Source organism: Niabella aquatica, assembly GCF_054779315.1.
Genome location: NZ_BAAGYM010000003.1, coordinates 448,035 through 474,500, shown reverse-complemented (window position 1 = coordinate 474,500; position 26,466 = coordinate 448,035). Strand labels below are relative to the sequence as shown.

General features: G+C 40.4%; 25 protein-coding genes. 15 read left to right on the top strand and 10 right to left on the bottom strand.

The features are described 5' to 3' along the window. Positions 1-307 precede the first annotated feature (307 nt). The 4 genes from ACYVBM_RS03710 to ACYVBM_RS03695 form a co-directional block, all read right to left on the bottom strand. Positions 308-1,741: an MAC/perforin domain-containing protein gene (locus tag ACYVBM_RS03710; RefSeq protein ID WP_460684269.1), complete on the bottom strand. Its 1,434-nt coding sequence runs from the start codon at positions 1,739-1,741 to the stop codon at positions 308-310. A 512-nt stretch (positions 1,742-2,253) separates the two neighbouring features. Continuing rightward, on the bottom strand, positions 2,254-3,507 hold the full coding sequence (locus ACYVBM_RS03705) for a glycosyltransferase (protein WP_460684268.1): 1,254 nt from the start codon (positions 3,505-3,507) through the stop codon (positions 2,254-2,256). Between the two features lie 9 nt (positions 3,508-3,516). Next, the gene (locus ACYVBM_RS03700; RefSeq protein ID WP_460684267.1) at positions 3,517-4,530 is read right to left on the bottom strand and encodes a glycosyltransferase family 2 protein; all 1,014 of its coding nucleotides are present in this window, start codon (positions 4,528-4,530) and stop codon (positions 3,517-3,519) included. A 75-nt stretch (positions 4,531-4,605) separates the two neighbouring features. Then, complete coding sequence (locus ACYVBM_RS03695) at positions 4,606-5,838, bottom strand: hypothetical protein (protein ID WP_460684266.1); 1,233 nt, start codon at positions 5,836-5,838, stop codon at positions 4,606-4,608. Positions 5,839-6,244: 406 nt separating this feature from the next. Between ACYVBM_RS03695 and ACYVBM_RS03690 the strand changes: the two genes are divergently transcribed. The 4 genes from ACYVBM_RS03690 to ACYVBM_RS03675 all read left to right on the top strand — a co-directional run bounded on the left by ACYVBM_RS03690 (position 6,245) and on the right by ACYVBM_RS03675 (position 9,831). Then, complete coding sequence (locus tag ACYVBM_RS03690) at positions 6,245-6,559, top strand: hypothetical protein (RefSeq protein ID WP_460684265.1); 315 nt, start codon at positions 6,245-6,247, stop codon at positions 6,557-6,559. Positions 6,560-6,601: 42 nt separating this feature from the next. Further along, on the top strand, positions 6,602-7,573 hold the full coding sequence (locus ACYVBM_RS03685; RefSeq protein ID WP_460684264.1) for a hypothetical protein: 972 nt from the start codon (positions 6,602-6,604) through the stop codon (positions 7,571-7,573). 141 nt (positions 7,574-7,714) lie between these two features. Next, positions 7,715-8,890 (top strand): glycosyltransferase, encoded by a 1,176-nt coding sequence (locus tag ACYVBM_RS03680; RefSeq protein ID WP_460684263.1) that lies wholly within the window; start codon positions 7,715-7,717, stop codon positions 8,888-8,890. A 35-nt stretch (positions 8,891-8,925) separates the two neighbouring features. Further along, entirely contained in the window at positions 8,926-9,831 is a 906-nt protein-coding gene (locus tag ACYVBM_RS03675) for a hypothetical protein (protein ID WP_460684262.1), read from the top strand. A gap of 94 nt (positions 9,832-9,925) precedes the next feature. Here the strand turns inward: ACYVBM_RS03675 and ACYVBM_RS03670 are convergent, their stop codons facing one another. Next, the gene (locus ACYVBM_RS03670) at positions 9,926-10,945 is read right to left on the bottom strand and encodes a glycosyltransferase family 4 protein (RefSeq protein WP_460684261.1); all 1,020 of its coding nucleotides are present in this window, start codon (positions 10,943-10,945) and stop codon (positions 9,926-9,928) included. A 340-nt stretch (positions 10,946-11,285) separates the two neighbouring features. Beyond that, on the bottom strand, positions 11,286-12,170 hold the full coding sequence (locus tag ACYVBM_RS03665; protein ID WP_460684260.1) for a hypothetical protein: 885 nt from the start codon (positions 12,168-12,170) through the stop codon (positions 11,286-11,288). Positions 12,171-12,452: 282 nt separating this feature from the next. Here ACYVBM_RS03665 and ACYVBM_RS03660 point away from each other — a divergent pair, with 282 nt between their 5' ends. The 6 genes from ACYVBM_RS03660 to ACYVBM_RS03635 all read left to right on the top strand — a co-directional run bounded on the left by ACYVBM_RS03660 (position 12,453) and on the right by ACYVBM_RS03635 (position 17,812). Continuing rightward, positions 12,453-13,226 carry a glycosyltransferase family 2 protein gene (locus tag ACYVBM_RS03660; RefSeq protein ID WP_460684259.1) on the top strand — a complete coding sequence of 258 codons (774 nt, stop codon included), beginning with the start codon at positions 12,453-12,455 and terminating at the stop codon, positions 13,224-13,226. A 34-nt stretch (positions 13,227-13,260) separates the two neighbouring features. After that, positions 13,261-13,902, top strand: coding sequence for an LON peptidase substrate-binding domain-containing protein (locus ACYVBM_RS03655; RefSeq protein WP_460684258.1), 642 nt, complete (start codon positions 13,261-13,263; stop codon positions 13,900-13,902). 274 nt (positions 13,903-14,176) lie between these two features. Continuing rightward, a complete protein-coding gene (locus ACYVBM_RS03650) occupies positions 14,177-14,905 on the top strand; it encodes a type III pantothenate kinase (RefSeq protein WP_460684257.1) in 729 nt (242 codons plus the stop codon). Then, positions 14,898-16,298: a hypothetical protein gene (locus ACYVBM_RS03645; RefSeq protein WP_460684256.1), complete on the top strand. Its 1,401-nt coding sequence runs from the start codon at positions 14,898-14,900 to the stop codon at positions 16,296-16,298. Before ACYVBM_RS03650 ends, ACYVBM_RS03645 begins: the two co-directional genes overlap by 8 nt. Before the next feature lie 39 nt (positions 16,299-16,337). Continuing rightward, complete coding sequence (gene lptC, locus ACYVBM_RS03640) at positions 16,338-16,913, top strand: LPS export ABC transporter periplasmic protein LptC (protein WP_460684255.1); 576 nt, start codon at positions 16,338-16,340, stop codon at positions 16,911-16,913. Between the two features lie 74 nt (positions 16,914-16,987). Then, complete coding sequence (locus ACYVBM_RS03635) at positions 16,988-17,812, top strand: SDR family oxidoreductase (RefSeq protein ID WP_460684254.1); 825 nt, start codon at positions 16,988-16,990, stop codon at positions 17,810-17,812. Positions 17,813-18,006: 194 nt separating this feature from the next. Here ACYVBM_RS03635 and ACYVBM_RS03630 read toward each other — a convergent pair whose 3' ends face one another. The 3 genes from ACYVBM_RS03630 to ACYVBM_RS03620 all read right to left on the bottom strand — a co-directional run bounded on the left by ACYVBM_RS03630 (position 18,007) and on the right by ACYVBM_RS03620 (position 21,328). Next, positions 18,007-19,455: a CCA tRNA nucleotidyltransferase gene (locus ACYVBM_RS03630; protein WP_460684253.1), complete on the bottom strand. Its 1,449-nt coding sequence runs from the start codon at positions 19,453-19,455 to the stop codon at positions 18,007-18,009. Positions 19,456-19,543: 88 nt separating this feature from the next. Next, the gene (locus tag ACYVBM_RS03625; RefSeq protein WP_460684252.1) at positions 19,544-20,125 is read right to left on the bottom strand and encodes an L-threonylcarbamoyladenylate synthase; all 582 of its coding nucleotides are present in this window, start codon (positions 20,123-20,125) and stop codon (positions 19,544-19,546) included. Between the two features lie 48 nt (positions 20,126-20,173). Continuing rightward, entirely contained in the window at positions 20,174-21,328 is a 1,155-nt protein-coding gene (locus ACYVBM_RS03620; protein ID WP_460684251.1) for a glycosyltransferase family 4 protein, read from the bottom strand. Between the two features lie 133 nt (positions 21,329-21,461). Between ACYVBM_RS03620 and ACYVBM_RS03615 the strand changes: the two genes are divergently transcribed. The 3 genes from ACYVBM_RS03615 (at position 21,462) to rsgA (ending at position 23,793) form a co-directional block, all read left to right on the top strand. Then, positions 21,462-21,593 (top strand): hypothetical protein, encoded by a 132-nt coding sequence (locus tag ACYVBM_RS03615; protein WP_460684250.1) that lies wholly within the window; start codon positions 21,462-21,464, stop codon positions 21,591-21,593. Between the two features lie 356 nt (positions 21,594-21,949). Further along, on the top strand, positions 21,950-22,756 hold the full coding sequence (locus ACYVBM_RS03610; RefSeq protein WP_460684249.1) for a 2,3,4,5-tetrahydropyridine-2,6-dicarboxylate N-succinyltransferase: 807 nt from the start codon (positions 21,950-21,952) through the stop codon (positions 22,754-22,756). Between the two features lie 110 nt (positions 22,757-22,866). After that, on the top strand, positions 22,867-23,793 hold the full coding sequence (gene rsgA, locus ACYVBM_RS03605) for a ribosome small subunit-dependent GTPase A (protein ID WP_460684248.1): 927 nt from the start codon (positions 22,867-22,869) through the stop codon (positions 23,791-23,793). A gap of 99 nt (positions 23,794-23,892) precedes the next feature. On the opposite strand, the gene ACYVBM_RS03600 is transcribed toward rsgA, so the two are convergent. Next, on the bottom strand, positions 23,893-24,426 hold the full coding sequence (locus ACYVBM_RS03600; RefSeq protein WP_460684247.1) for a gamma carbonic anhydrase family protein: 534 nt from the start codon (positions 24,424-24,426) through the stop codon (positions 23,893-23,895). A 178-nt stretch (positions 24,427-24,604) separates the two neighbouring features. On the opposite strand from ACYVBM_RS03600, the gene ACYVBM_RS03595 reads away from it, so the two are divergent. Together ACYVBM_RS03595 and ACYVBM_RS03590 are read left to right on the top strand one after the other, a co-directional pair. Next, entirely contained in the window at positions 24,605-26,077 is a 1,473-nt protein-coding gene (locus ACYVBM_RS03595) for a RapZ C-terminal domain-containing protein (RefSeq protein WP_460684246.1), read from the top strand. 84 nt (positions 26,078-26,161) lie between these two features. Then, positions 26,162-26,431: a four helix bundle protein gene (locus ACYVBM_RS03590; RefSeq protein WP_460684245.1), complete on the top strand. Its 270-nt coding sequence runs from the start codon at positions 26,162-26,164 to the stop codon at positions 26,429-26,431. Positions 26,432-26,466: the final 35 nt, after the last annotated feature.

The following is a 26,466-nucleotide window of genomic DNA, read 5'->3' as shown; positions in this document are numbered from 1 at the left end:
ATCCGTTACATTAGGGCCCATAATTTCATCTACCAGCATTACCCATTGCTTCATAATAGTCCCCGGATCATAAATTTTCATACTGTTATGGGCATTTCTTCCTAAGCAGCTTCTTGCTTCTAGAAACTAGCTGCAGTATTATTGATATTGGAAGTTATTTAAGCTGAAATGAGAAGTTCGAGAATTCTCTCTTAAACAGGAAAATTCCATTGTTTATAGTATTGCAATCAGGGTAAAAGAAGGGCGCAAAAACAATTGTTTTTGCGCCTCAAATTAATAAAAAGATTCGTTAAGTCTGTAATATTATTTAAAATACTTGCGTTTCAAAGGCATGAAATACAATGCCCTCGTTCTGCCAAGCTGGATCAATTAGGCTAATATTAGGATTTATTTCGAAAATATGATCCTTCATCGTTTTCCCATAATATTTATATACAGGTTTTGTGTTCCCCGAAGCATTAGGTACGTAAAAAATGATCCCCTCATTTCTAACATTTTTGTCTGTTTTTTCTAGATCACTAATTGTATAATATACATGGTCATTCATAGATGGAATATAATATTTATAAACGGGTAATGAATTGGGGGCGAGATAATTATAACCGTAATATACTATCCACTCTTTTTGCCATGTATGGTCTATCTGTGTTATATTTGGACTTGGATCATAAATATGATCGATTGCCTCTGAGCTATAATATCTATAGATCGGTATTGTATTGTAAGTTAAATTAACTTGATTATTATCAATATATGAAATAATGTAGTTCATAACTTCTGCTTTTTTACTGACATCATTGATAAATTCATATAATGGGATTAATCCATTTTCACCAAAGTTTATTAGAATTGCATTTTGAGGTTTACAAGTGCTCTGCCATTGATTGATATTAAGCTTTATAGGGGTTGTATTATCTAAGGTCAGTTCGCCAATCAAGCTTTGCGTACCGTCCCCTCCAATAGAGCGGTAATATACCATTTGATTGTAATTGAACTTACTATCGCTACTATTATAATTTACATCTGCTGTAACATCAAGCATCTTAAAGAGCGCATTAACGGCCAAACCGGCTTTAACTGAATTTGTTTTGTCTACGTTCCTACTCTCTGTTTTATATGCAAGAGAAAATTTTGCGCCAAGAGTAATATTTGTCATAACATGAGTGCCATAAGCTTCAACTAATTGGGCTGCGCTCATTGTTTGTAAATCATTTTGAAAAGCATTTGTTAGATAGTTATCCCTTAAGTTTTCTATAGTTGAGACTAACTTTAATCTTCTTTGTTCAAGATATTTTGTAGCAGTAGCATGTGAGTAGCTTGCTTTAAAACTACTTGAATTGCCAAAAATAGCAGATACTTCCCCTTTAAACAGCTTAAAAAAATTCCCTTTTAATCCAACTTTAACAGATAGTGAATCAGAAAAGCTGCTGGCGTTTTCTGCATATGTATAATCAAAATAATCCTCAACACCATTAATAATTGATAAATGACTATTATCGTTTAGTGCGAATTTTTGTAGGTCAATTACAGGAAGTTTACTGGAGGAAATATTAGCATATCTACCTGTAGCGTCGTACCCATATCCTAATACATCATATTGGTTATCCATTGATGCACGAGGTTTTGTTCCCGAGCCTATAGTGGGAGAAGTAGATTCGATATCAACTTTTTTTGAACAAGAATAAAATAGGGTACAACAAGTTAACAGGAGTATACCTGTTATAGAAGATAATTTTTTCATGGTGAATTAAATTAGTTTATTAAGGGAATGGAATGTAAAATTCTGTACGAAGGTAGATGGTATTATTCAAGAGTAATATTGAACGTATTGATTATTAATTAATATTGATTGGAATTAATTTTCTTAAGGGAATAATTAGGTGATTAGGACTTATCGTGTAATTCATATTGATAGGGTGCGAATAAGAAATATTATTAGGTAGTTTCTCAAGGAACGACAGGACATCGCCTCACTTTATTTACTTCTACCATAAATGTTTTGGATTTTCATATAAAGAATGTAGTGTCAAATATATAATACCGCATATTATGTTATAGTGCAGCTTTACATGGCCATCAAATATATATTCAACTAATGATTCAGCAGATCGAGACTTTCAAAGATGTAATGTTGATATTTCAAGAAGATGGAACTATTCTGCTTGTATTTCCAGAACCGCCCGCGGATTTAATGTGAATTATTGCATAGACAGGGGTAATTGGAGTACCTGTTTTTTAGCAGCTTTTCTTTTTTTAATCGGCTATATTAGGACCCATAATTTCATCTACCAGCATTTCCCATTGCTTCATAATAGTCCCCGGATCATAAATTTTCATACTGTTATGGGCATTTCTTCCTAAGCGGCCTCTTGTTTCGGGGCTGTTTATAAGCTGTTCCAGGTATTGTTGCATTTCATTCTGGTTATTTGCCAGAAAGCCATTTTCATTATTTTTTATAAGTTCATTTACGCCAGAGCAGGTAGCGAAACCTAGTGCGGGTAAGCCTACTGCCATAGCCTCTGCTAATGCCAATCCAAACCCTTCAAATTTGCTGGGGAAAATAAAAACATCAGCTTCCTTTAACTTTTCCAGTGGGGCATCAGTAAACCCTTTTAAAAAGATCCTGTGCTGCAGGTTTGCCTGCTTTATTTTTTCTTGTAAGGTTTCGCAGGCAAAGCCCGTACCCCAGAAATATAAATCCCAGTCTGGGTATTTTGTTGCAATATTTGCAAAAATATCAATGGCAATATCCTGCTGCTTACTGGTAACCAGAGAAGCCATCTGCACAATTGTATACCGGCTTTTTTTTGTGAGGTGATTTACAATTTCCTGGTTGCTAACCTGTGGCACCGGGTTGGCAATAACTTTACATTTTCCTCTAAAGGTATCGGGTAAAAAATGAATGTAGCTGGAAAACAAAACCTGTATGGCGGTAATATATTTATAAGACGCTTTTAATAGCTGTATATCAACAGGGCTGCGATACCACAATATATCTGTATAATCATAATCGGGCCTGCCATTGGTAGAATTGATAATGGGAATATGATAGGTCTGCAGATAGGTTATTTCTAAAACAGCACTAATGGACATAGTAATAATAAGATCGGGTCGCGTACTATCTAAATATTGTTTCCAAGCCTGCGACCTTTGTCGTAGGTTAAATTTATATAATTCCTCTTCGCCGCCCAGTTTTTTGTATAGAGACCGATTATATGCTTTTGTAAGTTTTTTCCTTGCTTTATGTTTGATCCATAAAATCGGATTTTTTCCCCGGTAGTTAAAGAGCGCTTTAGGAGTATATTGTACGATGTGGGAATTGTAAATATTCTTAAGGGTTACGTTTTTATGCAGAGGAAAAACGCTGCCTCCCTTAATATCCTGATTGGTGGCGATTATAACTTCATGTCCCAGCGCAGCAAAACCATTGGCCAAGAAGGAGCAAATTTTTTCCGTGCCTCCCTGCCCGTTAATAAACCCTGCATGTTGTATGAGTACTATTTTCATTTTTATCTTTTAGCGTCTGAACTTTTCTCTTATTTTTTTTCTTAAACGCTGTTTAACAGATTGTATAAAAACCAACTTTGTGAGCGACATATAAAAGCTGCTTTGTTGTTTTCGGAGTTTCATGTAGCCGCTGTAATAATTGTCAAAATCTACTGGATTATCTGCTGCAACAAAATGAAGAAAAGGCTTCGTTAAAAATTTTCTGTCAGTTTTGCCGAGATAAGGCAGTACGTTTTTTAGCATGAATTTTTTAACGATCGTATGCAGAAACACTTTTTGTTTATTGTTTAAAGGCATATCTACATATCGTATTTCAAAAGGCTCATGTTCTATAAAAAGTGCTAAATGTTTTGCATGAGATTCAAACAAGTGATGCCTTGTATAAAATCCCTCCAGTATATCCAGCCATATAGGAATTTGTTGGACAACTTTCTCTGTGCTTTCTTTTATTTTAACATGATTTTGATTAGGATGCTGACGATAATGATAAACATCTTTAGGATTTCCTCCCAATTTTGTAGTCAGGGCTATTAACTGATGTGAGAAAAGCCCATCTTCACAAGGCTGTATATTTACAGGGAAACGTACATCTGTATGTTGTCTCAAAAAGTTCATTCGAAGCATTAATGCCCAGGTAGGTAAAGACTGCGGTTGGGGCAACCGGCTTACATAAAGGGAACCTATAACAAGAATATCAAGATTCTCCTTTTTTGCAATATTGTAAGAGGACATTATATGGTCCCGATCGAGGCTATCATCAGAATCCATAAAAAAAACATATTCTCCATTGGCATGAAGTAAGCCCTTATTACGGGCAGCAGATACCCCGGCGTTTTTTTGATTAAAAAATTTGACCCGGCTATCCATTTGTGCATATTTATGGCAAATAGTAGCTGAACTATCTGTGCTTCCATCATTCACTAATATTACTTCAATATCTTTAAAGCTTTGATCTAAAACGCTTTGAATAGCGTCATCTAAAAACGCTTCTACGTTATAAACTGGGATGATTATTGAAACCAATGTTTTTAAATAATTTGTGATTAAGCCTCTACAAGAAGTTTATATTAACTGCTTGCTCTTCCACAAAAATATTATTTAGTTTACAGATTCATCCAAGCGGGCTTTGCTTAGCCTAAACTCTTTATATTTGAATTCGCCGGTTTTGTAAGCGAGTATGGCGCCAAACTGAATGATTTTATCGGTAGTAGCTAATGGAAAAATAGCTGAGCGGTAAGCGTTTTGTTCAATCAATGGCTTTGGTAGTACCTCGAAGTTTAGCCCATCTTTTGAATAAGCCAGATATAACAGTTCTGCAGTATATTTCGTTACATCTCCAACCGCCAGGCAAAGAAAATAGTAACCATCTACGTAGGTGGAATGAATATGCCAGGGTGCGTATTTAGCATTAACGTTCTTCCAAGGGGTATTAATGAAATTTACGATAGTACTTTTATTAAAGAGGCTAAAGTTTAACCCATCCTTAGACGTCCGCCGGATAATATACGCCGGATCCTTCCCTTTAAAATTTTTCTTACCCGTATTCAATTCTACCTCGTAGCTAATAGTTTCATTACCTGCCATTATAAAAGTTGGAGATAGCAGGTGATCGTCTTTTGGAGTATAAGGGGCATTGCTGGTATAAGCTACTTCTAACGGAGTCCAGTTGATACCATCCCTGGAAGTTTGCCTTACGATAGTTCTTTGGGCATTCTCTTTTAATTTAAGTGCATTATTCTGGCTTTTGCTCCCACTGTTTTTTAAAGCCTGGGCCGTAATAAAACAACCCCTGTAGTATAACCGGAACTCATTGCCTGTAAAAAGCCAATCGGGATCTGACCAAAAGCCTATTTTAGGACCTTTCTTTTTTTCGGGAAAACATTCTGTATCCTTTGGTGCATTGGCAAGTGGATTTTTTATGCCAGGCGGGGGTACCCAGTTTCTGCCATCGTTGGATACTACTATAGTGGGGTTTTCAAATCGTTGAGAAGCCGGTTCTGATCCAACGGACCCAAAATACGGGGTAAAAACCATCCAGTATTTATATCCATTAAACCCTTCTGGAAAATATTCTACATCCGGATGGCAGTAAGCGTGATTGATTCCTGCAATATTTTTAATGAATGAGGGATTATATTCTCCCCAATAGTTACCATTAGCTTCCACCACAATGTTTACAATTGCCGAATCTGGTAAAAAACCTAATGGCAGATAGGTATTGGTTGCCTCTATAGCTGGTACGCTTTCTGCGTAAAAACGGCCTTCCTGCCTTTGGCAGGAGGTAAATATATACATACTGGCAACCCATAATAAAAAGGGAAACTTGCTCATGGCAGTTAATTATAATTTAGGCTATAAACATAAAAATAAGGCTATTTGAAAAATTTGCAAAAATTATAAAATCTCTATTCACCTTAAAGCGTTTGGAGTTAAATATTCTGATGATAATCATCTTTTTTATTCATAAACCTGATGCTGATCAGGAAGATTTCATAGAGCGTTTTTTAACTTTATTGTCATAGCCCCGATTGTACTGTCTGATTATTTAATACACACGCGGAAAGTTCTTATTGAATAAATAAACCTTAGGCTCGCCCTTGAATAAGAAATAAATAGTAATGTTCTTGCTTTTTAACTATAACGATTAGTAGATGTATATACCTCATATATGTCACAAATATTGTTTGGGATGAACATTTAAATAAAAATCATATGTATTCAATCAAAAATATATCAAATGAAAAAAAACACATTATGTAGTGCAATGGTATTTTGTATCCTTGCCGGAGCCTTGGTCTTTGGATGCAACAAACAAGTGGATAAAACAAATAAAGAAACGCCATCCACAGAGATTGCTGCCGAGCAGGATCTGCTGCAAAGGGTGCATAAGTTTTTATCGATAGTAAACGGTATTCCCTTTGAAGAAATGAGCTATGATAAAAAGGAAAAACAGTTTATTGCTCCAAAATATAAATATACTATAAGCTTTGAAGAAGCTAAAAGTCGGTATGATGAAGCCAATGTATATAAAATAACTTATGAGAAAGACTAACTATTAAATCTATTAAATAAACTTTTAAAGTTCATCAACTGTATGAAAAAGATAGTACTTGCAATTTTGTTTTTATGTAGTGTGATTTATACTTATGCGGCTCCTTCTTTAGCTGCTTTATCTACTACTTTGTCAAATGGAAATCTTATACAAATATCGCCATCTCAATCTACCTTAGCGCACTTTAATTTTTGGTTTTATACTGGCGCAGCTCAAGGAGGAGGGTTTGAAAAGTTCTCTATGAAAGCAAGGCTAGTTGTTTTAACTTCCGTGGGTGAGACAACTGCTGTGTCTAATTATGTTAATTTGTTTTCTGATGGAACTGTTGATAGGATTAGCGGCATGTTTGTTTCTGTTACATTGTTACCGAAGTATATTGGAAAATCAGTTGCTGTAGAATATACATATGGACCGACATTAGAGGACCAATCGAATGGACCATATACTTCTAATCCGATTTTTACAATAGCTGCCGGAGAACCTCTTCCTTATTTATTACTTACAACAATAGGTATTCCCGATATACCAATACCAATAGGGAGCTTCCGAATTCGACAGGTGGTCCCAATGGTAACATCTTTTGAAACTGTTTTAACGACCAGTAGTTCACCTGCATTACTTAAAGGGCAATCGATGATTTGTGAAAACGGGTTGTATCGATTTGTGTTGCAAGGTGATGGGAATCTGGTTCTTTATAATAATTCCTCTGCGCTTTGGGCATCCAATACAGTAGGGAAGGCCGCAAATTATCTTTTTTTTCAAGGTGATGGAAACTTAGTATTATGCTCTCAGTCAAATGGAACTGGAGTTGTTTGGGCATCAAATATATATTCGGGACCTTTTGGATCTCCTTACGGGAACTACTATGTACCAAGTAGTGCAATCCTTGTATTACAAAACGATGGAAATTTGATGCTTTGCTTTCCAGATCATAGATCTGGACTATTAGGGATTATAGCAACAACAAATACTTTCGGCGGTAGAAAAAGCAAACATTTTGGGAAGTTGAAGTAATAGAGATTTTAACAGTATAATCTATACTTTTGTTATTAAATTCGAAGAGATTGTTACGTACAATCTCTTTCTTTGTTGGGATACTTTGCCCTTACAATCAATGTTTTAATTAACGGCTTTTGTAAAAAATAGTAAAGGATAATGAGAAAAAAAGTACTATATTTTATGCCCGATTGCCCAATAAAAAAGGACGCAGGCAATAAGCAAAGAGCGTTACAATTACTAAAATATTTTCAAAGCCGGAGCGAAAAAATAGATTTAGATTTTGTGAGTGAAAAATTTTGGGGTCAATGGAATGATCGCGATATTATTGATTTTAAAAAAGAATTTCCGCAATTCAATTTATATGTTCCTGGACGAAAGCTCTCTAAAAAAAATAAAATAAAGTATATAGTTGGTTATAAAATTCCTAATTATATCAGAAAATACAAATGGCTCGTATATCCATCTCCTTTGCCTAATAATAATACCCATATATTACAAAGATCTTTCAATACGCTTTTAAAAAGTAAACAGTATGATTATATTATTATAAGTTATGTTACCTGGGCTACTTTAGTTGAAAACAACTCCCTTTTAAATAATGCAAAACTTATTGTTGATACCCACGATTTTATTACTGCTCAGATAAAAATGAAACCAACTTTTAAGCTGGGCAAAGCTTTTGAACGTGAAATAATATTGTTATCAGTGTTTAACGAAATTTGGTCTTTATCAGCAGATGAGCAATACCTTTTCAGCCAGTTTGTAAAGGCAGAGCATCGTTTTGTCCCCTTAATGTTTAATAGCAGCTATGGGTATATTAAAGAAGATGATGAATATGATTTGCTTTTTGTAGGTAGCGAAAACGAGCATAACATCAAATCAATAAACTGGTTTTTTACCGAGGTCTACCCAATATTATCCTCTCATATAAAAATTTGTGTGGTGGGGAAAATATGTAATCATATCCCATCATTAGCAAACGCGAAAAAGGTGATATTCGCGGAAAATGTGAGTGAATATTACAGAAAATCAAAAATTGCAATATGTCCTATGCTAAGTGGAACTGGAATTAAGGTGAAAACAGTAGAGGCTTTGTCTTTTGGGCTACCGGTTGTGTGTACACTCAGGGGATTAGATGGGCTGCCTTCTAAAGAAAATAATGGCTGTTTACGAGGAGATACAAAGGAGGAGTTCGCAAAACAGATTCATTCTCTTTTGTCCGATAAAAAATATTACCAGAAGATTAGAACTCAGGCAATAGATATGTTTAACAAATATTTTGAGAGAGACGAAGGCTATAGAAAGCTGGACGATACTTTTGATATTGCCTGAAATATTTGATAAGTTGACCATTCACAATTAATAAAATGAATTTTATTGAACGGCTTAAGCTAAAATTTTTTTCGGATAACTGGGAAGAGTATGGCTCTTTGAAATATGCAAGGATGGCCACAAACAGGTTGGGGACCTATCAACCTCCGATAAGTGTTTTTTCGTTAATACCCGGAAAAACGGTTAGGGTAAAACATAGTGGAAACAGCGGTGATATTATTTATTCGCTTCCGTTTGTAAAGGGAGTAGCCAATGGTAATGGCGTTGATTTTTTTTTACATTTAGATCAGCCTGCTAATTATGATAGACGTACCGTTCACCCACTTGGTAATGTAATGCTTAACCAGCGAATGATGGACATGCTTAAACCATTATTTGATGCGCAGGGTTGGATCTCTAAATGTGAGTCTTATACCGGCCAGCATATTGATATAAACTTGGATGAAGTGAGGAATGCTGCCATTCCCTTTGATAAGGTTTGTTTGCCTCGTTGGTACTTTCTGGTATTCGGTATTAATTTCAATTTAAACGATCCGTGGTTAGAAGTATTACCTGATACCTCTACTAAAGACTGTATTTTGTTAGCAAGGAGCAGCCGTTATCATGGGTATCAAGTAGATTATTCTATATTAAAAAAATATCCTAAAATTCATTTCATAGGAGTTGAAGAAGAATACAAAGAAATGAAGCTTGTGCTTCCTCACCTGGAATACCGGCCTGTAAAGGATTTTTTAGAAATGGCTTCATTGATAGCAGGTTCTAAACTATTTATTGGCAATCAATCTTTTCCTTTCTCGCTTGCTGAAGCTCTTAAGGCAAACAGGCTGTTAGAAGTATCAATGTACACTCCTGATGTATCGGTAAACGGAGAGAACGGTTACGAATTTTATTATCAGCAACATTTTGCGAAGCTGGTTACAAAATTCTATGAGCTGCAGTGATATTTTTATTTGCGATAAGGTTATTTTTAAGACCGATCAATATAAGAAACATCCAATTATAAAAATTTAGAATCAGGAAAGCCGTAAGGAAAAGTTATATTTCCTCATACAACTCCCAGTATTTCTTAGCTGCCACATCCCAGCTAAACTGGTCGGCCCATTTTATTAGGCGGGATCTTGAAGCATCATCAAAAGTGCTGTTTAAAAAGTCTGTGGCGGCCTTATTAACCGAAACCTCATCCAGTGCTGAAAAATAAGAGGCATGCGGCCCACCCACTTCGGGCAGTGAAGTTGCTTTTGATAAAATGACCGGTGTACCAAATTGCATCGCTTCAATTACCGGTAATCCGAAACCTTCTGCCAGTGAGGGAAAGCAAAATGCAGCACAGTTCTTGAAGAGCCAGTATTTTTCTTCTTCTGTAACGGCACCGATCAGCTTAACCCGGCTCTCCACGCCCAGGCTCCGGGCCTCTTCCATAATCCGTGCATAGTAATGCTGGCTTTGTGTGATTCCCGCAATTACCAGGTCGTAATCATTATGCAACAGCATGGCAGCAAGCACATGAAAATTTTTCTTATCGGTAATGGTGCCGATCGTAAAAAAGAAGGGCCTGTTAGCTACAGCATCCGGCTTTTTAAACAAAGGGCTATCAGGACTGTTTCGGCCGTTATATATCACTTTTACTTTTTTAAAACCTACTTCAAGGTTTTCCAACACCTGCCCTTTAACAAAATTTGAAATGGTTACAATAGCGTCTGACCGGTCAATCAGCCGTTGCATTTTTTGTAAATATTTATTTTGCTTGCCCTCTGACTTTCCCTGGTGCAGGAAATTGAGATCATGAATGGTGGTAACGATTTTTATCTTATTTCTTGCCGGCGGTAAATAATTGGTGCCCTGGTAAGTGCAATGCCAGATATCGAATGCCGATACTTTTTTAGGAAAAAACTTATGCAGGTGGTTTTGAATGAAGTATTCCTGTTCCCGGCCAAATATTCCTTTCTCTTTTTCCGGTACATAAAAGGCCATATTACTACCCGGCGGTTTTTGCCGGAGTAAGGCATTTCCCAGCTCTTTACAGAAATAATACAATCCTGTATAGGGATATTTCATTCTTTCACAGTCTAATATAATGTTCTTGCTCACGTAATGGTTTAATATTATTGTAAAATAAGAACTCTTCCCCAAAAGGCCTTCTTATTTCTACAAAAGAATAGTTGAGTTACCTAATAGACAAACGTATTGTATGACGCAAAATTCTTACCAAGTGCAACCGGGCAACAGCAAATTTTTCTTTTTTGGTTTCATACTTCAGAAAACAGCGTATATGATTCTCTGTTCCCGCTAAAAGAAAAGAGTATACATCAACCATACGTTGCTCTTCAGCAATTATACCAAAGATATGCATGTTTGAGCATACTATATAAAAGAGGCGTATCTGTAAAATAAGCAGTTATGCATTTTTATCCCTAAAAAGGTATTGCACTTTTTTATACCCCCAAAAAGAATCAACAACCTGTTTTAAACGCCTGTTGGTATTTCTCGCTATTGTAACAACAGGATACTTGCTGATATCTATATTACGGAACTTTTGCACCTCTTCCTCAAAAGAAAGCCCGCACATCTTATTCTCTATAAAAAAGTTCTTTATCACTTCGTCCCATTCTTGCTTGGCAGACCAGTAATGGGCCAGCATAGCATCGGCCGGCTGCAACCCGTATAAAGAATGCAGTGCTACTGATAAAGCAAATTGCTCAATAAACGGGTCCTTAACCTTTAGGCGGCACATTTCATCGCAAAGCGTAATCGCCAGGTCTGTTTCCCGGTTATCCATATAATTAGGGGTAAAAACTACGCCGGCATTCCACATCTCCCGGTCCGGGAAATGGCTCATACCAGCAATCTGCACTCCCTTCAGCCCGGCAGCCATCGCTTTCATTGTTTTGGACCTGAGTTTTTTGAGAGGGCCTTCATTTTCAAACATAGCAGCCCGGGAGCTTTGAGCTAATGCAGTAAAAGCCGGTGCATCGGCATATGCAAAAGTGTCCGAATCCAGGTATAATACCGGCGCTCCTTTATACATTGTACATAGAGTTTCAATAGCTTTTATTTTTACGCGCCAGAAAAACCGGTGAGGCCCTTTCCATTCCTCAAGCCGGTTGTCATCCACCGCAATGATATGTACCCTGTTTTCGATAGATTTGTAATACGAGGGCTTATCTGTAATAATATTAATGGATGACAGGGGTATATTTTTTGCAAAAAAGGATAAAATGGAGAAATAAGCCTGGATATGATTCCGGTTGTTGTTCCCAAATGTCAGATAAAGCAGGTGCATAAACAATTACTTGAAGCAAATGTAACTGAATCTTATAGTAAGAAAGAAAAAATGCCCTTTTTGTCTGCTACCGTAGCAAGGGGGTTTATAATTATCAAAAATTGATCTGCAATAAAGTGTGCCTCCCCAGCCTAAACGGCCTTATGAAAGGGAGGTTTAAAAAAAGGGAAAAATAAATATTCTTTTTTTTAATCTCTTTTTAAGCTCAGGCAGGTTATTTTTGGCTATAGAAAATGTATCTTTTGCAGAATTTCCCCGGCAAGCCATTAAAGTAATGAGCTGATGAAAAGTGTGTCTGTTGTAATATTAACTAAAAATGCAGCCGCTACCATTGCGTCGGCTGTCAGCAGCGCCTTGCAGGTGAGTGATGATGTTATAGTGGTTGACAGTCACAGTACAGACAGCACAGTAGACATAGCCGCCCGCTGCGGTGCAAAAACAATAAACATTACCTGGTGTGGCTACGGAAATGCAAGAAACCATGGTGCCGAAATAGCACAGCACCCTTTTATATTAAATATTGATGCAGATGAGGTAATAACAAAGCTTCTCGCAGATGAAATTAACCGGCTTGTTCCGGAGGCCGCCACCATATACGGATTTAAAAGGCTGAACCATCTAGGTACAAAAAAGATAATACATGGAGAGTGGGGAAACGACAGGGTTTGGAGGCTTTATAACAAAAATGAAACCCGGTGGAACCTGGACGAAGTTCACGAAACGCTCAATTGCGCCGGTTTTCATAAAGTACTGTTACACGGTACGTTGAAGCATTTTACGGCAGAGAATATCCGGTCTTACAATAGAAAAATGGATGGATATGCCCGTTTGTCGGCAAAAAAATACCTGGAACAACATAAAAGAGTGAGTACGATTAAAACGATCGTTTCTCCGGTATTTAACCTTGTAAAAAATTATATTTTCCGGCTGGGTATTTTAGATGGAAGGGAGGGCTGGGAGATCGCCAAGGCGCATTACTGGTACAACAGGAATAAGTACCGGTATCTCCGGCACTTAAAACAGGCACAATCAGAAACGGCATCTGTTGCCAGTTAAGGTATCCTGGCGCATTTTTTGAAAATTTGCACTCATGACCAATTTTATTCCCATATTCCCTTTGCAGATCGTAGTATTTCCCGGCGAAGATCTGAACCTTCACATTTTTGAGCCCCGGTATCAACAGCTGATCAATGAATGTTTTCAGCAGCAGAAACCATTTGGTATTCCTGTGGTGATTCGTAATGAGCTGAAAGACTATGGCTCGCTGATCTATATAAAAGAAATAGCAAAAACCTACACTAACGGTGAAATGGATATCCGGACAAAAGCTGATAAAATGTTCAGGATACTGGAAGTAATAGAAACCATTCCGGAAAAGCTCTATTCAGGTGCCATTGTGAATTATCCTGATAATCAACTAGCTGGAGGAAACGAGCAGGTAATGCAGCTGCTCATCTCTAAAATGAGGCATCTTCATACGGGGTTGCAGGTAAAAAAAAATTTTCATAAAGCCGAAGGCGATCTTACTTCTTATGATATTGCCCGCCATTCGGGCCTTAGCCTGCAACAGGAGTATGAATTCCTGCAATTGACGCAGGAGCGTCAGCGGCAGGAATACCTGAAACGACATTTTGAAGCGGCATTACCAGGCGTGAAAGAAATGAGGCAGGTAAGGGAAAAGATACAGATGAACGGTCATTTTAAAAATATAGAGGGGTTTGATGTGCGTTAGTTGGGTATGAAGTTTTTGGTTCCTGGTTTCAGGTTGCAGGTTTCAGGCATCGATCACCATATAGCGGTTATGAGTATAGAATTTCTATATATATATGATTAAGTTTAAAGTTTCAAAGTTCCAGGTTTCAAGTTCTGGTAATTTGCATCCAGCAACCAGCAACCAGTATCCTGCATCCAGCGACCAGTAACCGGTATCCATGCACCGTACACATATCCCCGGCATTCTGACTTCTGACCTCCGATTTTCCGACTTTTTACCTACTTTCACACCCATGTCCACTACTATTTGTTTTGATTTTGGCAATACGCGGAAAAAGGCTGCTATTTTTGTTAATAGCGAAATATCGAAAGTGCTTACATTGGAGGACGATGCCAATACTACCATTGAGTCTTTAATGAGTACCTACAGGCCTGCCCGGTCCGTTTTGTCATCGGTAATCGATCATAATCCCGATATGGAGGCCATCCTGAAAAGAAATACCCGTTTCCATCTGCTCAATCATACTTCGAAGCTTCCGGTAACCACGCCGGCAGCTAAACCCGAAACTATTGGTGCAGACAGGCTGGCTATTGCTGCAGGCGGTGTACATTTTTTCCCGGGGCAAAACCTGTTACTGATAGGCTTAGGCACCTGTATTACCCTCAACTTTGTAAATAAGTATAAGGAATTGATAGGCGGGTCTATTGCGCCGGGCCTGGAAATGCGGCTGAAATCGTTGCAATATTATACAGCAAAGCTGCCTTATGTTCATGCAAAGGCCGATGTGCCGCTTATAGGCTACGATACTGACACGAATATCCTGGCAGGTGTTATCCTGGGAATGGCCTATGAACTGGATGGTTTTATTGATGCGTATAAAGTTAAATTCGACAACTTTAACGTGGTATTAACCGGCGGTGATGTACAACATTTGGCATCACACATTAAAAACAGGATATTTGCCGACCCTGATTTAATATTTAAAGGCCTATATGCTATTAGTGAAATTAACAATGCTTAGGAATCCGGATTTGTCCGGGAAGTACCTGGCATTAACTATATCTTCTGTTTTTTTATTTATTGGAGCTGCTGCACAGGACAACTCTCCCTATTCGAGGTACGGATTGGGCAATCAAACACCTACCACAAATGTAACCAACAGGGGTATGGGCGGTGTGGCCGCGGCTTATAATGATGCCTATACCGTAAACTATGCCAACCCTGCTTCTTTTTCGTTTTTCCAGTCTTTGCAAGAGCCTAACTCCAGGAAGCTGAACTCCGGCCGTGTGGTATTTAATGTAGGTGCCGACGGGCAGGGGCGCACGATTACAGATAAAAGCGGACAGGCAAAATTTACCTCGCCCAATGTATTATTCAGCCATGTAATGGTAGGGGTACCGCTAAGAAAAAACTGGGGTATGGCGTTGGGAATAAGGCCAATTACCAGCATCAGCTATAAAGTGCAAAACCTGGGAAATAAGTACGATCCGAACAGCGGAAAATTAATAGACACTTCTTCCACATTGTATGAAGGTCAGGGTGGAGCCTACCTGGGTTCTTTAGGTACCGCAGTAAAATTCAAAACAGGTAAATCTCAATATCTTAGCCTGGGTATGAATGCCGGTTATATGTTTGGCAGCCGCGACTATAATTCGCGTTTGTCATTGTTTAATGATTCTACGCAGTATGCCAGTGCCCATTATGAGCATAAGACCAGTCTGGCGGGTCTTTATTTTGATGCAGGTTTGCAATATCATTTAAAGGCCAGCGAAAAAATATATATAGGATTGGGTGCTTATGGTAACTGGCAGCAAAAGATCAGCACCAACCGGAATACCGTGGCTCAAACCTATACCTACAGCAATGAAACGGGTTATATAGCAATAGATACGGCTACTTTTACCAGTAATGAAAAAAATAATTTTATATATCCTTCCAGCATTACCGGTGGTTTTACCATACAGAAAGTAGGAAGCATGCTGGATAATGAAGGCGGATGGATGTTTGGAGCAGATTTTACGCAGAACAACTGGGATCAGTACCGGTTCGAGGGAAAACCTGACAGCTCGGTAAAAAGCAACTGGCAGCTAAAGATGGGCGCTGAATTTCATCCCGCGCCCAAAAAGAATTTATTAAGCCGTACCGCTTACCGGGTGGGCTTTTTTACCGGTCCTGATTATATCTACGCTCATAAAACCACAACACCGGTGTTAGGAATAACGGCCGGCCTGGGCCTGCCTATTGCCAACTACAGCATGATGAGCCGGCAGTCCAGCATGATCAATTTAAGCTTTGAATATATTAAGCGGGGAAATAACAGCAATGTTATTAAAGAAAACCTGTACCGGCTCTCGGTTGGCTTTTCACTCACTGATCTCTGGTTTGGAGGCAAAACCAAGTATTACGAGGATTAGTACAGGACTGTTATTATCTTCAGTCATTTCAATAGTTGTATGTTGAGGAACTTTATTGTTTTTATAGCTGCGGTCATCTTATGCTCCTCCTGCGAAAACAGTGAGAGCGATATAAACGCGCTCAATTCAAAATCGGTTCAGAAAGATGAAGCAATCCGGGTAGAAAGCTATTTGTCGCAGAATGGCAAAGTAAAAGCCAGGCTAACCGCGCCCTTAATGGTTCGTGTAATGGCAGCCATTCCTTCCGATACCCCTTATATTGAGTTCCCTAAAACCCTGCATGTAGATTTTTTTAATGATCTGAAAGTTGTCGAGAACAAGCTCGATAGCAAATATGGAAAATACTTCGAATCGCTTCGTAAAGTGTATTTAAAAGACAGCGTTCGGGTGGTAAGTGTGAAAGGAGATACATTAACCTGCGATGATCTTTGGTGGGACCAGAACAAAGAGCTGTTCTATACAGACAGGCCGGCTATTTTGAAATCACCGAGCGCTCTTCCTATTTATGGTAAGAACGGCTTAGAGGCCACGCAGGATTTTAAGAAGATTACCTTTAAAACAGTTGAAGAAAGCCGTATCTTAACCGGAGAGGGAACTTTGCCGGGCCCGCAATAGTGTAATTATTTAACAGGTTTTCAGGTTGGGTCTATTTTTCTGTTTTCTTAATGCTGATTTTTAATAAACCCGTTATGCAGCTAAAAAACAGGACGGCCTTTATTACCGGCGCCAGCCGGGGTATCGGTAAGGCCATAGCGCTTCGTTTGGCAAAAGAAGGTGCCAATATTGTAGTAGCCGCAAAGTCGGTAAAGGAAAATGAAAAGCTGGGGGGAACTATTTTTACCGCAGCCGAAGAAATTGAAGCTGCCGGAGGAAAAGCATTAGCCGTTCCCTGCGATGTAAGAGATGAAGCGTTGATACAGGACGCTGTGGCTCAAACAATCAGCAGGTTTGGCGGAATAGACATGGTAATTAACAATGCATCGGCTATAACGCTTACCAAAACCGGCGACACCCCAACCAATCGTTTCGACCTGATGCAGGATATTAATGTTCGCGGCACGTTCCTGGTTACTAAAAATTGCCTGCCGCATTTATCAAAGTCAGACCAGGCGCATATTCTTACACTTTCTCCGCCGCTGAACTTATGTCCTCAATGGCTGGGCGCCCATATGGCGTATACTATAAGCAAGTATAATATGACAATGATGGCTTTAGGCTGGGCAGAGGAGTTTAAAAATATACCAATAGCCTCTAATGCTCTTTGGCCATGCACTACCATAGATACCGCAGCGGTAAGGAACCTGCTGGGAGGACAGGCCCTTGTAAACATGAGCCGAAAGCCCGGCATTGTGGCTGATGCGGCTTTTTATATAGTGAGCCGAAAACCGCAAAGCTGTACCGGCAACAGCTTTACAGATGAGCAGGTACTGCGGCAAAACGGGATCACCGATTTTGCATCTTACGCTGTGGTAAAAGGTGCCCAGCTGTATAGGGATCTGTTTCTTGATGAATAACACGCTGTGGTGTTAGTTGGCAGCTGACAGCTGTTCGGCAATATACAGAGATTGGCTACGGTGAGTGTTGTATATAACGGATGATTGAATATTGATTGTTTTTGGATTTGATCTGTAACGGTTGTATTGCCCTTTCCTTTGAGGTGGAAGAGCCATCATAGCAATAAAAACTGTTGTCAAGTGTTCGATGTGAGCTATGAATCCGCCCATACCCCTATTTCTTTTGCCTTTTTCTGAAGAAATGCTAATGCTGCTTCCCGGTTATTTTGCACCTCCCCGTCAAGGATCGCGTCTTTCAGGCTGTCTTTTAAAAGCCCCACCGGCCTGGAAGGGCTGAGATGGAACAGCTGCATAATCTCTGAGCCGTCAACGGGCGGTTGCCAGTTCCTGATCTGGTCCTTTTCTTCCACTTCTCTACAGCGTTCGCGCACCAGTTTAAAGTTAGCCAGGTAGCGTTTTACTTTCTGTTTGTTTTTACTCGTAATATCTGCTTCGCAAAGCATCATGAGCGCATCAAAATCCTCCCCGGCATCAAAAAGTAAACGGCGTATGGCAGAATCGGTAATATTTTCTTTCGTAAGGCTGATAGGGCGCAGGTGTAGCTCCACCAGCTTTTTTACAAAACGCATTTTTTCATTGCCGGGTAGTTTCAGGGCGTTAAAGATTTTAGGAACCATTCTCCCGCCTACCGCTTCGTGCCCGTGAAAGGTCCAGCCATGCCCCTCTTCAAATTTTTTGGTGGCGGGCTTGGCAATGTCGTGCAGGATGGCGGCCCATCTCAGCCAGAGATCGCCAGATTTTTTTGCTACATTATCCAGTACCTGCAGCGTATGGTAAAAGTTATCTTTATGCCCGTGACCGTCAATATATTCAGCACCGGCCAAAGCCACCATTTTAGGGAAGATGATCTGTAACAGACCCGTTTTATACAACAGGTCAAAGCCAATGGACGGTTTCGGCGACAAGATGATCTTGTTCAGCTCGTCTGTGATCCTTTCCTGAGAAATAATCTTTATTCTTTCTGCCTGCTCAGTAATCGCCAGCAGTGTTGTACCGGCAATGGTAAAGTGGAGCTGGGTGGCAAAGCGTATGGCACGCAGCATCCGCAACGGGTCGTCGCTAAAGGTTTGCTCGGGTTCAAGCGGTGTGATAATTGTTTTTTCTTCAAGATGCTTTACCCCGCCAAACGGGTCTATGAGCCTGCCAAAGTCTTTTTCATTTAAGCTGATAGCCAAAGCGTTGATCGTAAAATCGCGCCTTTTCTGATCGTCATCCAGAGTGCCGGGTGTTACCTCCGGCTTGCGGCTGTTGCGCTGATAGCTTTCTTTTCGCGCCCCTACAAATTCAATATCAAAGGCAGCCTGCCCTCCATTTGAAGAAGGGATCGGAGGCGAGGTGATCTGGGCTGTTCCGAAATTTTTAAAGAAATTAACACGCGGAGCCGGATCAAATTTTTTAGAAACGGCATTAGCTAATTTAATTCCATCTCCCACGCAAACAATATCAGCATCTTTTGTAGGGCGGCCCAGCAGTTTGTCGCGTACAAAACCTCCTACCAGGTAGCTTTCCAGCTGAAGCTCCTGCGCCGATTGGGCTATCGCATTAATAATAAATTTTTCCTGATCGTTTAATTCAATGTCCATGCGGGACAAAGATAGTGTTAGGTTGAAAAGTTTGACGGTTGAAAAGTTGAAAAGTTTCATGTTTCAGCTTCGTGGTGTAAACTGAACATCAAACCCTCACCACCACCACTTTCCCATTTTTCCATTTTATAATAGATGAAGGTTGCGCGGGGCGGTTATCATTCTGCCTGTATTTTACACAGTAATCCACTCCTGATTTTATGGTTTCGCTGATAGATGAAAAATGTGGGGCGGCCGGCTCGCCCGATATATTGGCCGATGTAGACACGATGGGTTTTCCCAGTCGTTTAATAAGCGCTTTGCAAAAATCTTCTTTGCATATCCGGATAGCAATGCTGCCATCGCCGGCTAATAAATTTTCGGCAAAGCCCAGTCCGTTCTCATAAATAACCGTTGTGGGTTTGGTAGTAGTGTCCAGGTAATCGAACAGGCTCAGGTCTACGGCTGCAGTGTATTGCATTACATCCCGCTCGGTAGACACCAGTACAATCAGGGCTTTACTATCATCTCTCTTCTTCAGCTCATATACCTTTTTAACAGCCTCTTCATTAGTCGCATCGCAACCAATGCCCCAAACGGTATCGGTAGGATAAAGTATCGTGCCCCCGGCCCTTAACACTTCAACTGCTTTTTTTATATCTGCTTCAAAGTTCATAATTTCTGTTTGCATTTCACCCTGCATGTAATCCTTCACTACGCACTATTCGCCTGTAAGTGTTTATTTTCCTGCGGATTGGTACATATTCATTATCGACTGTACATAAACATCCGGAGCAAATCTCCTGGCATTTTGAAAACCTTTTTCTATTGCCTGTTGCCGGTAAGCGGCATCGCCATAAAACTTCCTGAACCCTTCGGCCATGGCTTCAGGGCTTGCGGGATCGGCTAAAAAAGCAGCATCGCCTGCAATTTCGGGCATACATGATGTGGTAGAAGTAATTACCGGCACTCCTCCAGACATGGCTTCAATAACAGGCATTCCAAACCCTTCATAAAAAGAGGGGTATATCATGGCCGTGGCCAGCTGGTATAATGCAGGGAAATCACCGGTTTCTATAAAGGGCTTTTTACCTGCAGCGGCTAACTCATCCGAAAGAAAGATCACTTGGTGCTCTAAATTATTTTCCGAAAGATATTGCTTCACCTTTTCCTTGTAAGTTCCCCCTTTACCTACTACAACCAGGGGTATAGGTATCTCTTTTTCAACAAGGTGTAAAGCTTTGCATATATTCAGCAGGTTTTTTCTTTCGATGATTGTACCTACATGCAGGAAGAACTGTTCCGGAAGCTGGTATTTTATGCGTACCGCTTCTTTTTTTTCTTCACTTTCAATAACGTTAAAAATGGGATCGCAGCTTTGATAAACAACTGCTACTCTCGAAGGATCGGTGCCATACAGGCTTATAATATGTTGTTTTGTTTCTTCGCTGATAGCCATTACTTTGCTGGCATTGCGGCAGGCATATCTCAGCTTGGTACGGTATATTTTTGCATCAATAGGTTTAAAGTCCCTGGGATGTAGTTCCGGAAAAAGATCATGAATGGTAACAACAGCAGGAATACCGGTTTGAACAATGCCAACCGGTATTTCCTGGCTGGGGCCGTGGTACAGATCTATATGAAGTCTTTTAAGATCCCGGGTTACCCATTTGCTGCGCCAGGCGCTGCGCCATATTTTGTGCAGCGGTAATTGCGGCAGTATTTCATGAATATTGGCTGTTTCCGGTTGAAACAGTTTCCCGGGCTTTGGATTAAATAAATAATATTCATTATCGGGATAATAAGTCGCCAGCAGTCCGATCATCACCCGGCTGAAAAAACCGAGCCCGGTAGCATTGTGGAAAGCTCTTTTAGCATCAAAACCAATGTTCATGGCGCAAAGATAACCTAAGTCTATTGTCAATAGACGATTAACTGGTTCACTGTTTGAGAGGCTGTGCGCCCCTGACTCAGGCAGGCCCCGTATTTACTATTTTGTCTTTGACAATTAATAGAGATAAAGGTATGTGGTTTTAACCGTAGTAAAAACTATTGCTGAGGCCGAACACGAAGCAGCATTTGAAAGGAAGCAGGCGGATGGTATTCCATTGGAAAAAGCAAGACAAGAGCTGTTGGAACATGTAAGAAGCTTTGAATAGAAGAAAAGGAAATAATAATCAGCAAGGCTGTTGTTATATTTTTAAAAGAGCTAACAGCCACACTTTTCCGAAAGGAATACTTTGGTTTTTTGGAAACAGCAGAGAATTATGTGAATGGTTTGATTGACGGGATATACTCACAGCTACTCAGCGTAAGCTATTACGAAACTCCCAAAGAGCTACAACATTAAGGCAATTACTATGTAAAGATAAAAGGCAGCAAACGTACAACCTGGTACGTGTTTTTTAATAAAAGCGCAAACCGTTATTTTATGCAGTTCATTACCAACAATCATACTCCGCAAAGCGCTTATCTCAATAAGTTATAGCTATCTTTGCCCCCACAAAATTTTACTATGCAAGATTTAATTTTAGAAGCCTGGGCCGATAGAGAGCTATTAAAAACAAAGAAATACAGCGACGCCGTAAGAGAAGTAATTGAATCGCTGGATAAAGGAAATTTACGGGTTGCCGAAAAAGCAGAAAACAAATGGAAGGTTAACGAATGGGTGAAGCAGGCTATACTGATGTACTTTGGGATACAGCCTATGCAAACATGGGAGGTGCCGCCATTTGAGTTTTACGATAAAATGTTGCTCAAAAAAGATTATGAAAAGCTGGGCGTGCGTGCGGTTCCTCATGCTGTAGCGCGCTATGGATCGTACCTGGCGAGGAATGTAGTACTGATGCCATCGTATGTGAACATCGGCGCTTATGTAGATGAAGGTACTATGGTGGACACCTGGGCAACGGTGGGCAGCTGTGCGCAGGTTGGTAAAGGTGTGCACCTGAGTGGTGGCGTAGGTATTGGCGGAGTGCTGGAACCCCTGCAGGCAAGTCCGGTTATTATTGAAGATGGCTGTTTCCTGGGTAGCCGTTCTATAGTGGTAGAAGGTGTGATTGTAGAGAAAGAAGCAGTGCTCGGTGCAAATGTGGTGCTTACCAAAAGCACCAGGATTATAGATGTAAGCAACGAAGTAGGCATTGAGTCGAGAGGCCGTATTCCTGCACGCAGTGTGGTAATTCCGGGGAGCTATTCCAAAAAATTCCCTGCAGGAGAATACCAGGTGCCCTGCGCCCTGATCATCGGCAAACGTAAAGCCAGCACTGACCTGAAAACCAGCCTGAACGATGCTTTGCGCGATTTTAATGTGGCGGTATAAACAGTTCATGGCGTATAGTTGATCGTTTATGGCAGACGTATGGATTTATCACCGGCCCCTCGATTATACGCTATGAACTATGGACCATTAACCATGAACTATTTTTCCATTTGAAGGCACTTGTATATAAATCAACCGGGAGCTGGTACACTGTTAAGGATGAGCAGGGTAAACTCCATAATGCCCGCATGAAGGGGGTATTCAAGATAGATGATATTACCAGCACCAACCCTATTGCCGTGGGGGATGAAGTAACGATTGAAATAGAGAACGTAACGGAAGCTACGGCCACCATCACTGAAATCCTGCCGCGCAGAAATTATATCAACCGGCAATCGCCCCGTCAAAAGTATCATCAGCATATTATTGCCGCTAACCTTGACCAGTCTTTGCTGGTAGCTACTTTAAAAGATCCTAAAACCTCTCAGGGGTTTATTGACCGCTTTTTGGTGGTTTGCGAGATGTACCATGTTCCGGCTATTATCATTTTCAATAAAACTGATATTTACCGCGATAAAGAATTGAAGAAGCTGGAAGAGCTGGGCAGTATGTACCGCTCTTTAAATTACCAGGTATTTGCTATCAGCGTGGAAAAGAACGAGGGGCTGGAAGCGCTGCATCAATTGCTAAAAGATAAAATTACTTTGGTAAGCGGGCATAGCGGTGTAGGTAAATCAACCTTTATTAATTATTTATTACCCGGACAGGAGATTAAAACCCAGGACGTAAGCGGGTGGAGCGGTAAGGGAATGCACACTACCACCTTTGCTACTATGTACGATCTGCCCGATAGCGGAAAGATCATTGATACGCCGGGTATCAGGGAGCTGGCCGTTACGGGGCTTGACAAAGAAGAGCTGTCCCATTATTTTCCTGAAATGCGCGACAGGCTTAACAACTGCCACTATAATAATTGCATGCACATTAACGAGCCGGGTTGCGCTGTTAAACAGGCCGTAATAGACGGGGAAATATATGAAGACCGGTATGTGAGCTATGTGAATATACTGGACAGTATGGAAAATAAAAGTTACTGAGTTGATAAGCTGTTTCAAATGTGGCTGTGCGAGGCGTCCTCGCTTCGCATTTTGTATGTTATCGTCTCCCGGCGATATATAAACTATCGCTCTAATACCCTAACGCGGTGCTTCATTCACTCCGTCAAACCAGCTGCTGTATTTTACATAATTATTGGCGATCCGGTTGATCTGGCCGCTCACCAATTCCTCCGAAACACTTTTTACTTTTTTTGCGGGCACGCCTGCATAAATACTGCCTGCTTCGCAGATAGTATTTTCCAGAACAACGGCACCTGCGGCAATGATCGTATTGCTATGCACCACAGCATGATCCATAACAATAGCCCCCATGCCAATTAATACATTATCATGCACCGTACAGCCATGTACAACAGCATTATGTCCGATAGAAACATTATTCCCGATGGTGGTGCCTGCACCCTGATAAGTACAATGTATGCAGGCCCCGTCCTGTACATTCACTTTATTGCCCATCTTAATAAAATTTACATCGCCGCGCAGCACGGCATTAAACCAGATGCTGCATTGATCACCCATTTGCACATCTCCTACAATGGTGGCATTGGGCGCAACAAAACAATCGGCTCCAAATTGTGGCTCTTTTCCTTCAACGGGTAATATCACCGGCATAATTTGTTTTTTGCTAAGATAATAAAATGATAACCGCTGTGTGCAACCTCCCCGATCCCAGGCAGACCGGCCGACTCTAAAAGTATATTTTACCTGTGTGCAGATTGGCCGGGAACAGGCCTCTGCCATAAAAACTTTTATGCTTTTTAAGGTTCAGACAATTAGTTACATTTGCCCGATGCAGGGAAAAATAGATAAGATAAAAAATTTATATAAGAAATGGAGTGGGCATGAGCCGGCTTCAATAGATATATTGCCGCAGGCAGGAAGCGAGCGCCGTTACTTCAGGCTTTGGAATGAAAATAAAGAACCGGTGATAGGTACACATGGGGCCAATATCCCGGAAAATGAGTCGTTCCTGTATTTTTCTGAACAGTTTTCAGCAAAAGAGTTACCGGTTGCCAATATTTATGCGGTCAGCAAAGACAGGCAGTTTTACCTGCAGGAAGATTTTGGCGATGTCTCGCTGATCAGCCGGCTGGAAAAAGAGGGATATACGCCCGAAGTTTATGCCTTGTTTAAACAGAGCCTGGAAAAGCTGGCTAAACTGCAGGTGGAAGGAGATAAAGGGCTGGATTACAGCAAATGCCTTACCAACAGTGAGTTTGGCAAGCAGGCTATTATGGCCGATCTCCTGTATTTCAAGTATTACTTTTTAGACGCGTTGCGTAAGCCGTACGATAAGCAAAAACTGATAGATGACTTTGAAGCGCTGAGCAATTACCTTACACATACCGATCATAAGTTCTTTATGTTCCGCGACTTTCAGAGCCGAAACATACAAATAACGGGAAATAACGGGAATGAGGCGGTTCACTTCATCGACTACCAGGGGGGCATGAAAGGTGCTCCGCAGTATGATGTAGCTTCTTTGCTTTGGCAGGCCCGGGCCGCATTGCCCGATGACTGGAAGAAAGACCTTTTGAAGGATTATATGACAGCACTGGAACCTTTACTGGAAAGGCCTTTGAACAGATCGAGCTTCAAAAGCCAGTATAACGGTTATGTATTGATAAGGTTACTGCAGGTATTGGGCGCTTATGGCTTCCGGGGCCTGTTTGAAAGAAAAGCCCACTTTTTAACCAGTATCCCGCTCGCATTAAAGAATTTAAAAGCGTTTATAGAAACGCACCCTATGGGTATTTCTGTACCCGAATTTGATAAAGTGCTGCAGTTATGTGTGGCTGATGAAATAATACAGCAGTTTACCCCGGTGCAGGCAACGGACGAAACCCCGCTTGTGGTAAAAGTGTGCAGTTTCTCTTTTAAAAAAGGATTGCCTGTTAATGATGAAGAAAACGGGGGCGGTTTTATATTCGATTGCAGGGGAATATTGAACCCGGGTCGGGTAGAAAGTATGAAATGCCAGACTGGTCGTGATAAGGATGTGATACAGTTCTTAGAGCAACAGACAAAAATGCCGGTGTTTTTGCACAGCGTTTTTGATGTAGTCGATATAAGCGTGGAAGATTATATCAAACGCGGTTTTGACAGCTTATACGTAAGTTTTGGCTGTACCGGCGGCCAGCACCGGAGTGTATATGCCGCTGATGCGTTAGCAAGACATCTGAAAAATAAGTTCAAGGTGAAGGTAGAGATAAATCATTGGGTACAGGATGCAAAGGAGTGGGTCAACGAGAAAAGTCAATAGCTGATGGCCCATAGCTTTCGCAAATTCAGGTTCTTTCACAGTATAGAAATTTATCTTATAGCGTTTAAATTTGAGAGTTTAAAAGTGTGGCATCTGGCAGCAGATTTATCTAACCAAATTGATTTACTTACTAAATCCTTTCCTTTTGAAGAAAGATATAGTTTATCCAGCCAGATAAAACGCGCTGCAGATTCTGTCGCTTTAAATATAGCTGAGGGAAGCACTGGTCAAACTATCGCGCTCAGATCAGCTATTGAAGTGGTTGCTGCGCTGTTTCTTGCAAAAGGAAGAAATTATATTTATGAAGAAGTAAAGCAGAATTGTATAACGAATACGAAATGTTGTGTAAAATGATATCCGGCCTGAGGGATTCTCTTTGATATGAAGGA

Excerpts from the sequence above, each read along its gene's own strand:
- ACYVBM_RS03710 (WP_460684269.1), bottom strand. The coding sequence starts at position 1,741 with ATGAAAAAATTATCTTCTATAACAGGTATACTCCTGTTAACTTGTTGT.
- ACYVBM_RS03705 (WP_460684268.1), bottom strand. The coding sequence starts at position 3,507 with ATGAAAATAGTACTCATACAACATGCAGGGTTTATTAACGGGCAGGGA.
- ACYVBM_RS03695 (WP_460684266.1), bottom strand. The coding sequence starts at position 5,838 with ATGAGCAAGTTTCCCTTTTTATTATGGGTTGCCAGTATGTATATATTT.
- ACYVBM_RS03690 (WP_460684265.1), top strand. The coding sequence starts at position 6,245 with ATGAAAAAAAACACATTATGTAGTGCAATGGTATTTTGTATCCTTGCC.
- ACYVBM_RS03685 (WP_460684264.1), top strand. The coding sequence starts at position 6,602 with ATGAAAAAGATAGTACTTGCAATTTTGTTTTTATGTAGTGTGATTTAT.
- ACYVBM_RS03680 (WP_460684263.1), top strand. The coding sequence starts at position 7,715 with ATGAGAAAAAAAGTACTATATTTTATGCCCGATTGCCCAATAAAAAAG.
- ACYVBM_RS03675 (WP_460684262.1), top strand. The coding sequence starts at position 8,926 with ATGAATTTTATTGAACGGCTTAAGCTAAAATTTTTTTCGGATAACTGG.
- ACYVBM_RS03670 (WP_460684261.1), bottom strand. The coding sequence starts at position 10,945 with ATGAAATATCCCTATACAGGATTGTATTATTTCTGTAAAGAGCTGGGA.
- ACYVBM_RS03665 (WP_460684260.1), bottom strand. The coding sequence starts at position 12,170 with ATGCACCTGCTTTATCTGACATTTGGGAACAACAACCGGAATCATATC.
- ACYVBM_RS03660 (WP_460684259.1), top strand. The coding sequence starts at position 12,453 with ATGAAAAGTGTGTCTGTTGTAATATTAACTAAAAATGCAGCCGCTACC.
- ACYVBM_RS03655 (WP_460684258.1), top strand. The coding sequence starts at position 13,261 with ATGACCAATTTTATTCCCATATTCCCTTTGCAGATCGTAGTATTTCCC.
- ACYVBM_RS03650 (WP_460684257.1), top strand. The coding sequence starts at position 14,177 with ATGTCCACTACTATTTGTTTTGATTTTGGCAATACGCGGAAAAAGGCT.
- ACYVBM_RS03645 (WP_460684256.1), top strand. The coding sequence starts at position 14,898 with ATGCTTAGGAATCCGGATTTGTCCGGGAAGTACCTGGCATTAACTATA.
- lptC (WP_460684255.1), top strand. The coding sequence starts at position 16,338 with ATGTTGAGGAACTTTATTGTTTTTATAGCTGCGGTCATCTTATGCTCC.
- ACYVBM_RS03635 (WP_460684254.1), top strand. The coding sequence starts at position 16,988 with ATGCAGCTAAAAAACAGGACGGCCTTTATTACCGGCGCCAGCCGGGGT.
- ACYVBM_RS03630 (WP_460684253.1), bottom strand. The coding sequence starts at position 19,455 with ATGGACATTGAATTAAACGATCAGGAAAAATTTATTATTAATGCGATA.
- ACYVBM_RS03625 (WP_460684252.1), bottom strand. The coding sequence starts at position 20,125 with ATGCAAACAGAAATTATGAACTTTGAAGCAGATATAAAAAAAGCAGTT.
- ACYVBM_RS03620 (WP_460684251.1), bottom strand. The coding sequence starts at position 21,328 with ATGAACATTGGTTTTGATGCTAAAAGAGCTTTCCACAATGCTACCGGG.
- ACYVBM_RS03610 (WP_460684249.1), top strand. The coding sequence starts at position 21,950 with ATGCAAGATTTAATTTTAGAAGCCTGGGCCGATAGAGAGCTATTAAAA.
- ACYVBM_RS03600 (WP_460684247.1), bottom strand. The coding sequence starts at position 24,426 with ATGCCGGTGATATTACCCGTTGAAGGAAAAGAGCCACAATTTGGAGCC.
- ACYVBM_RS03595 (WP_460684246.1), top strand. The coding sequence starts at position 24,605 with ATGCAGGGAAAAATAGATAAGATAAAAAATTTATATAAGAAATGGAGT.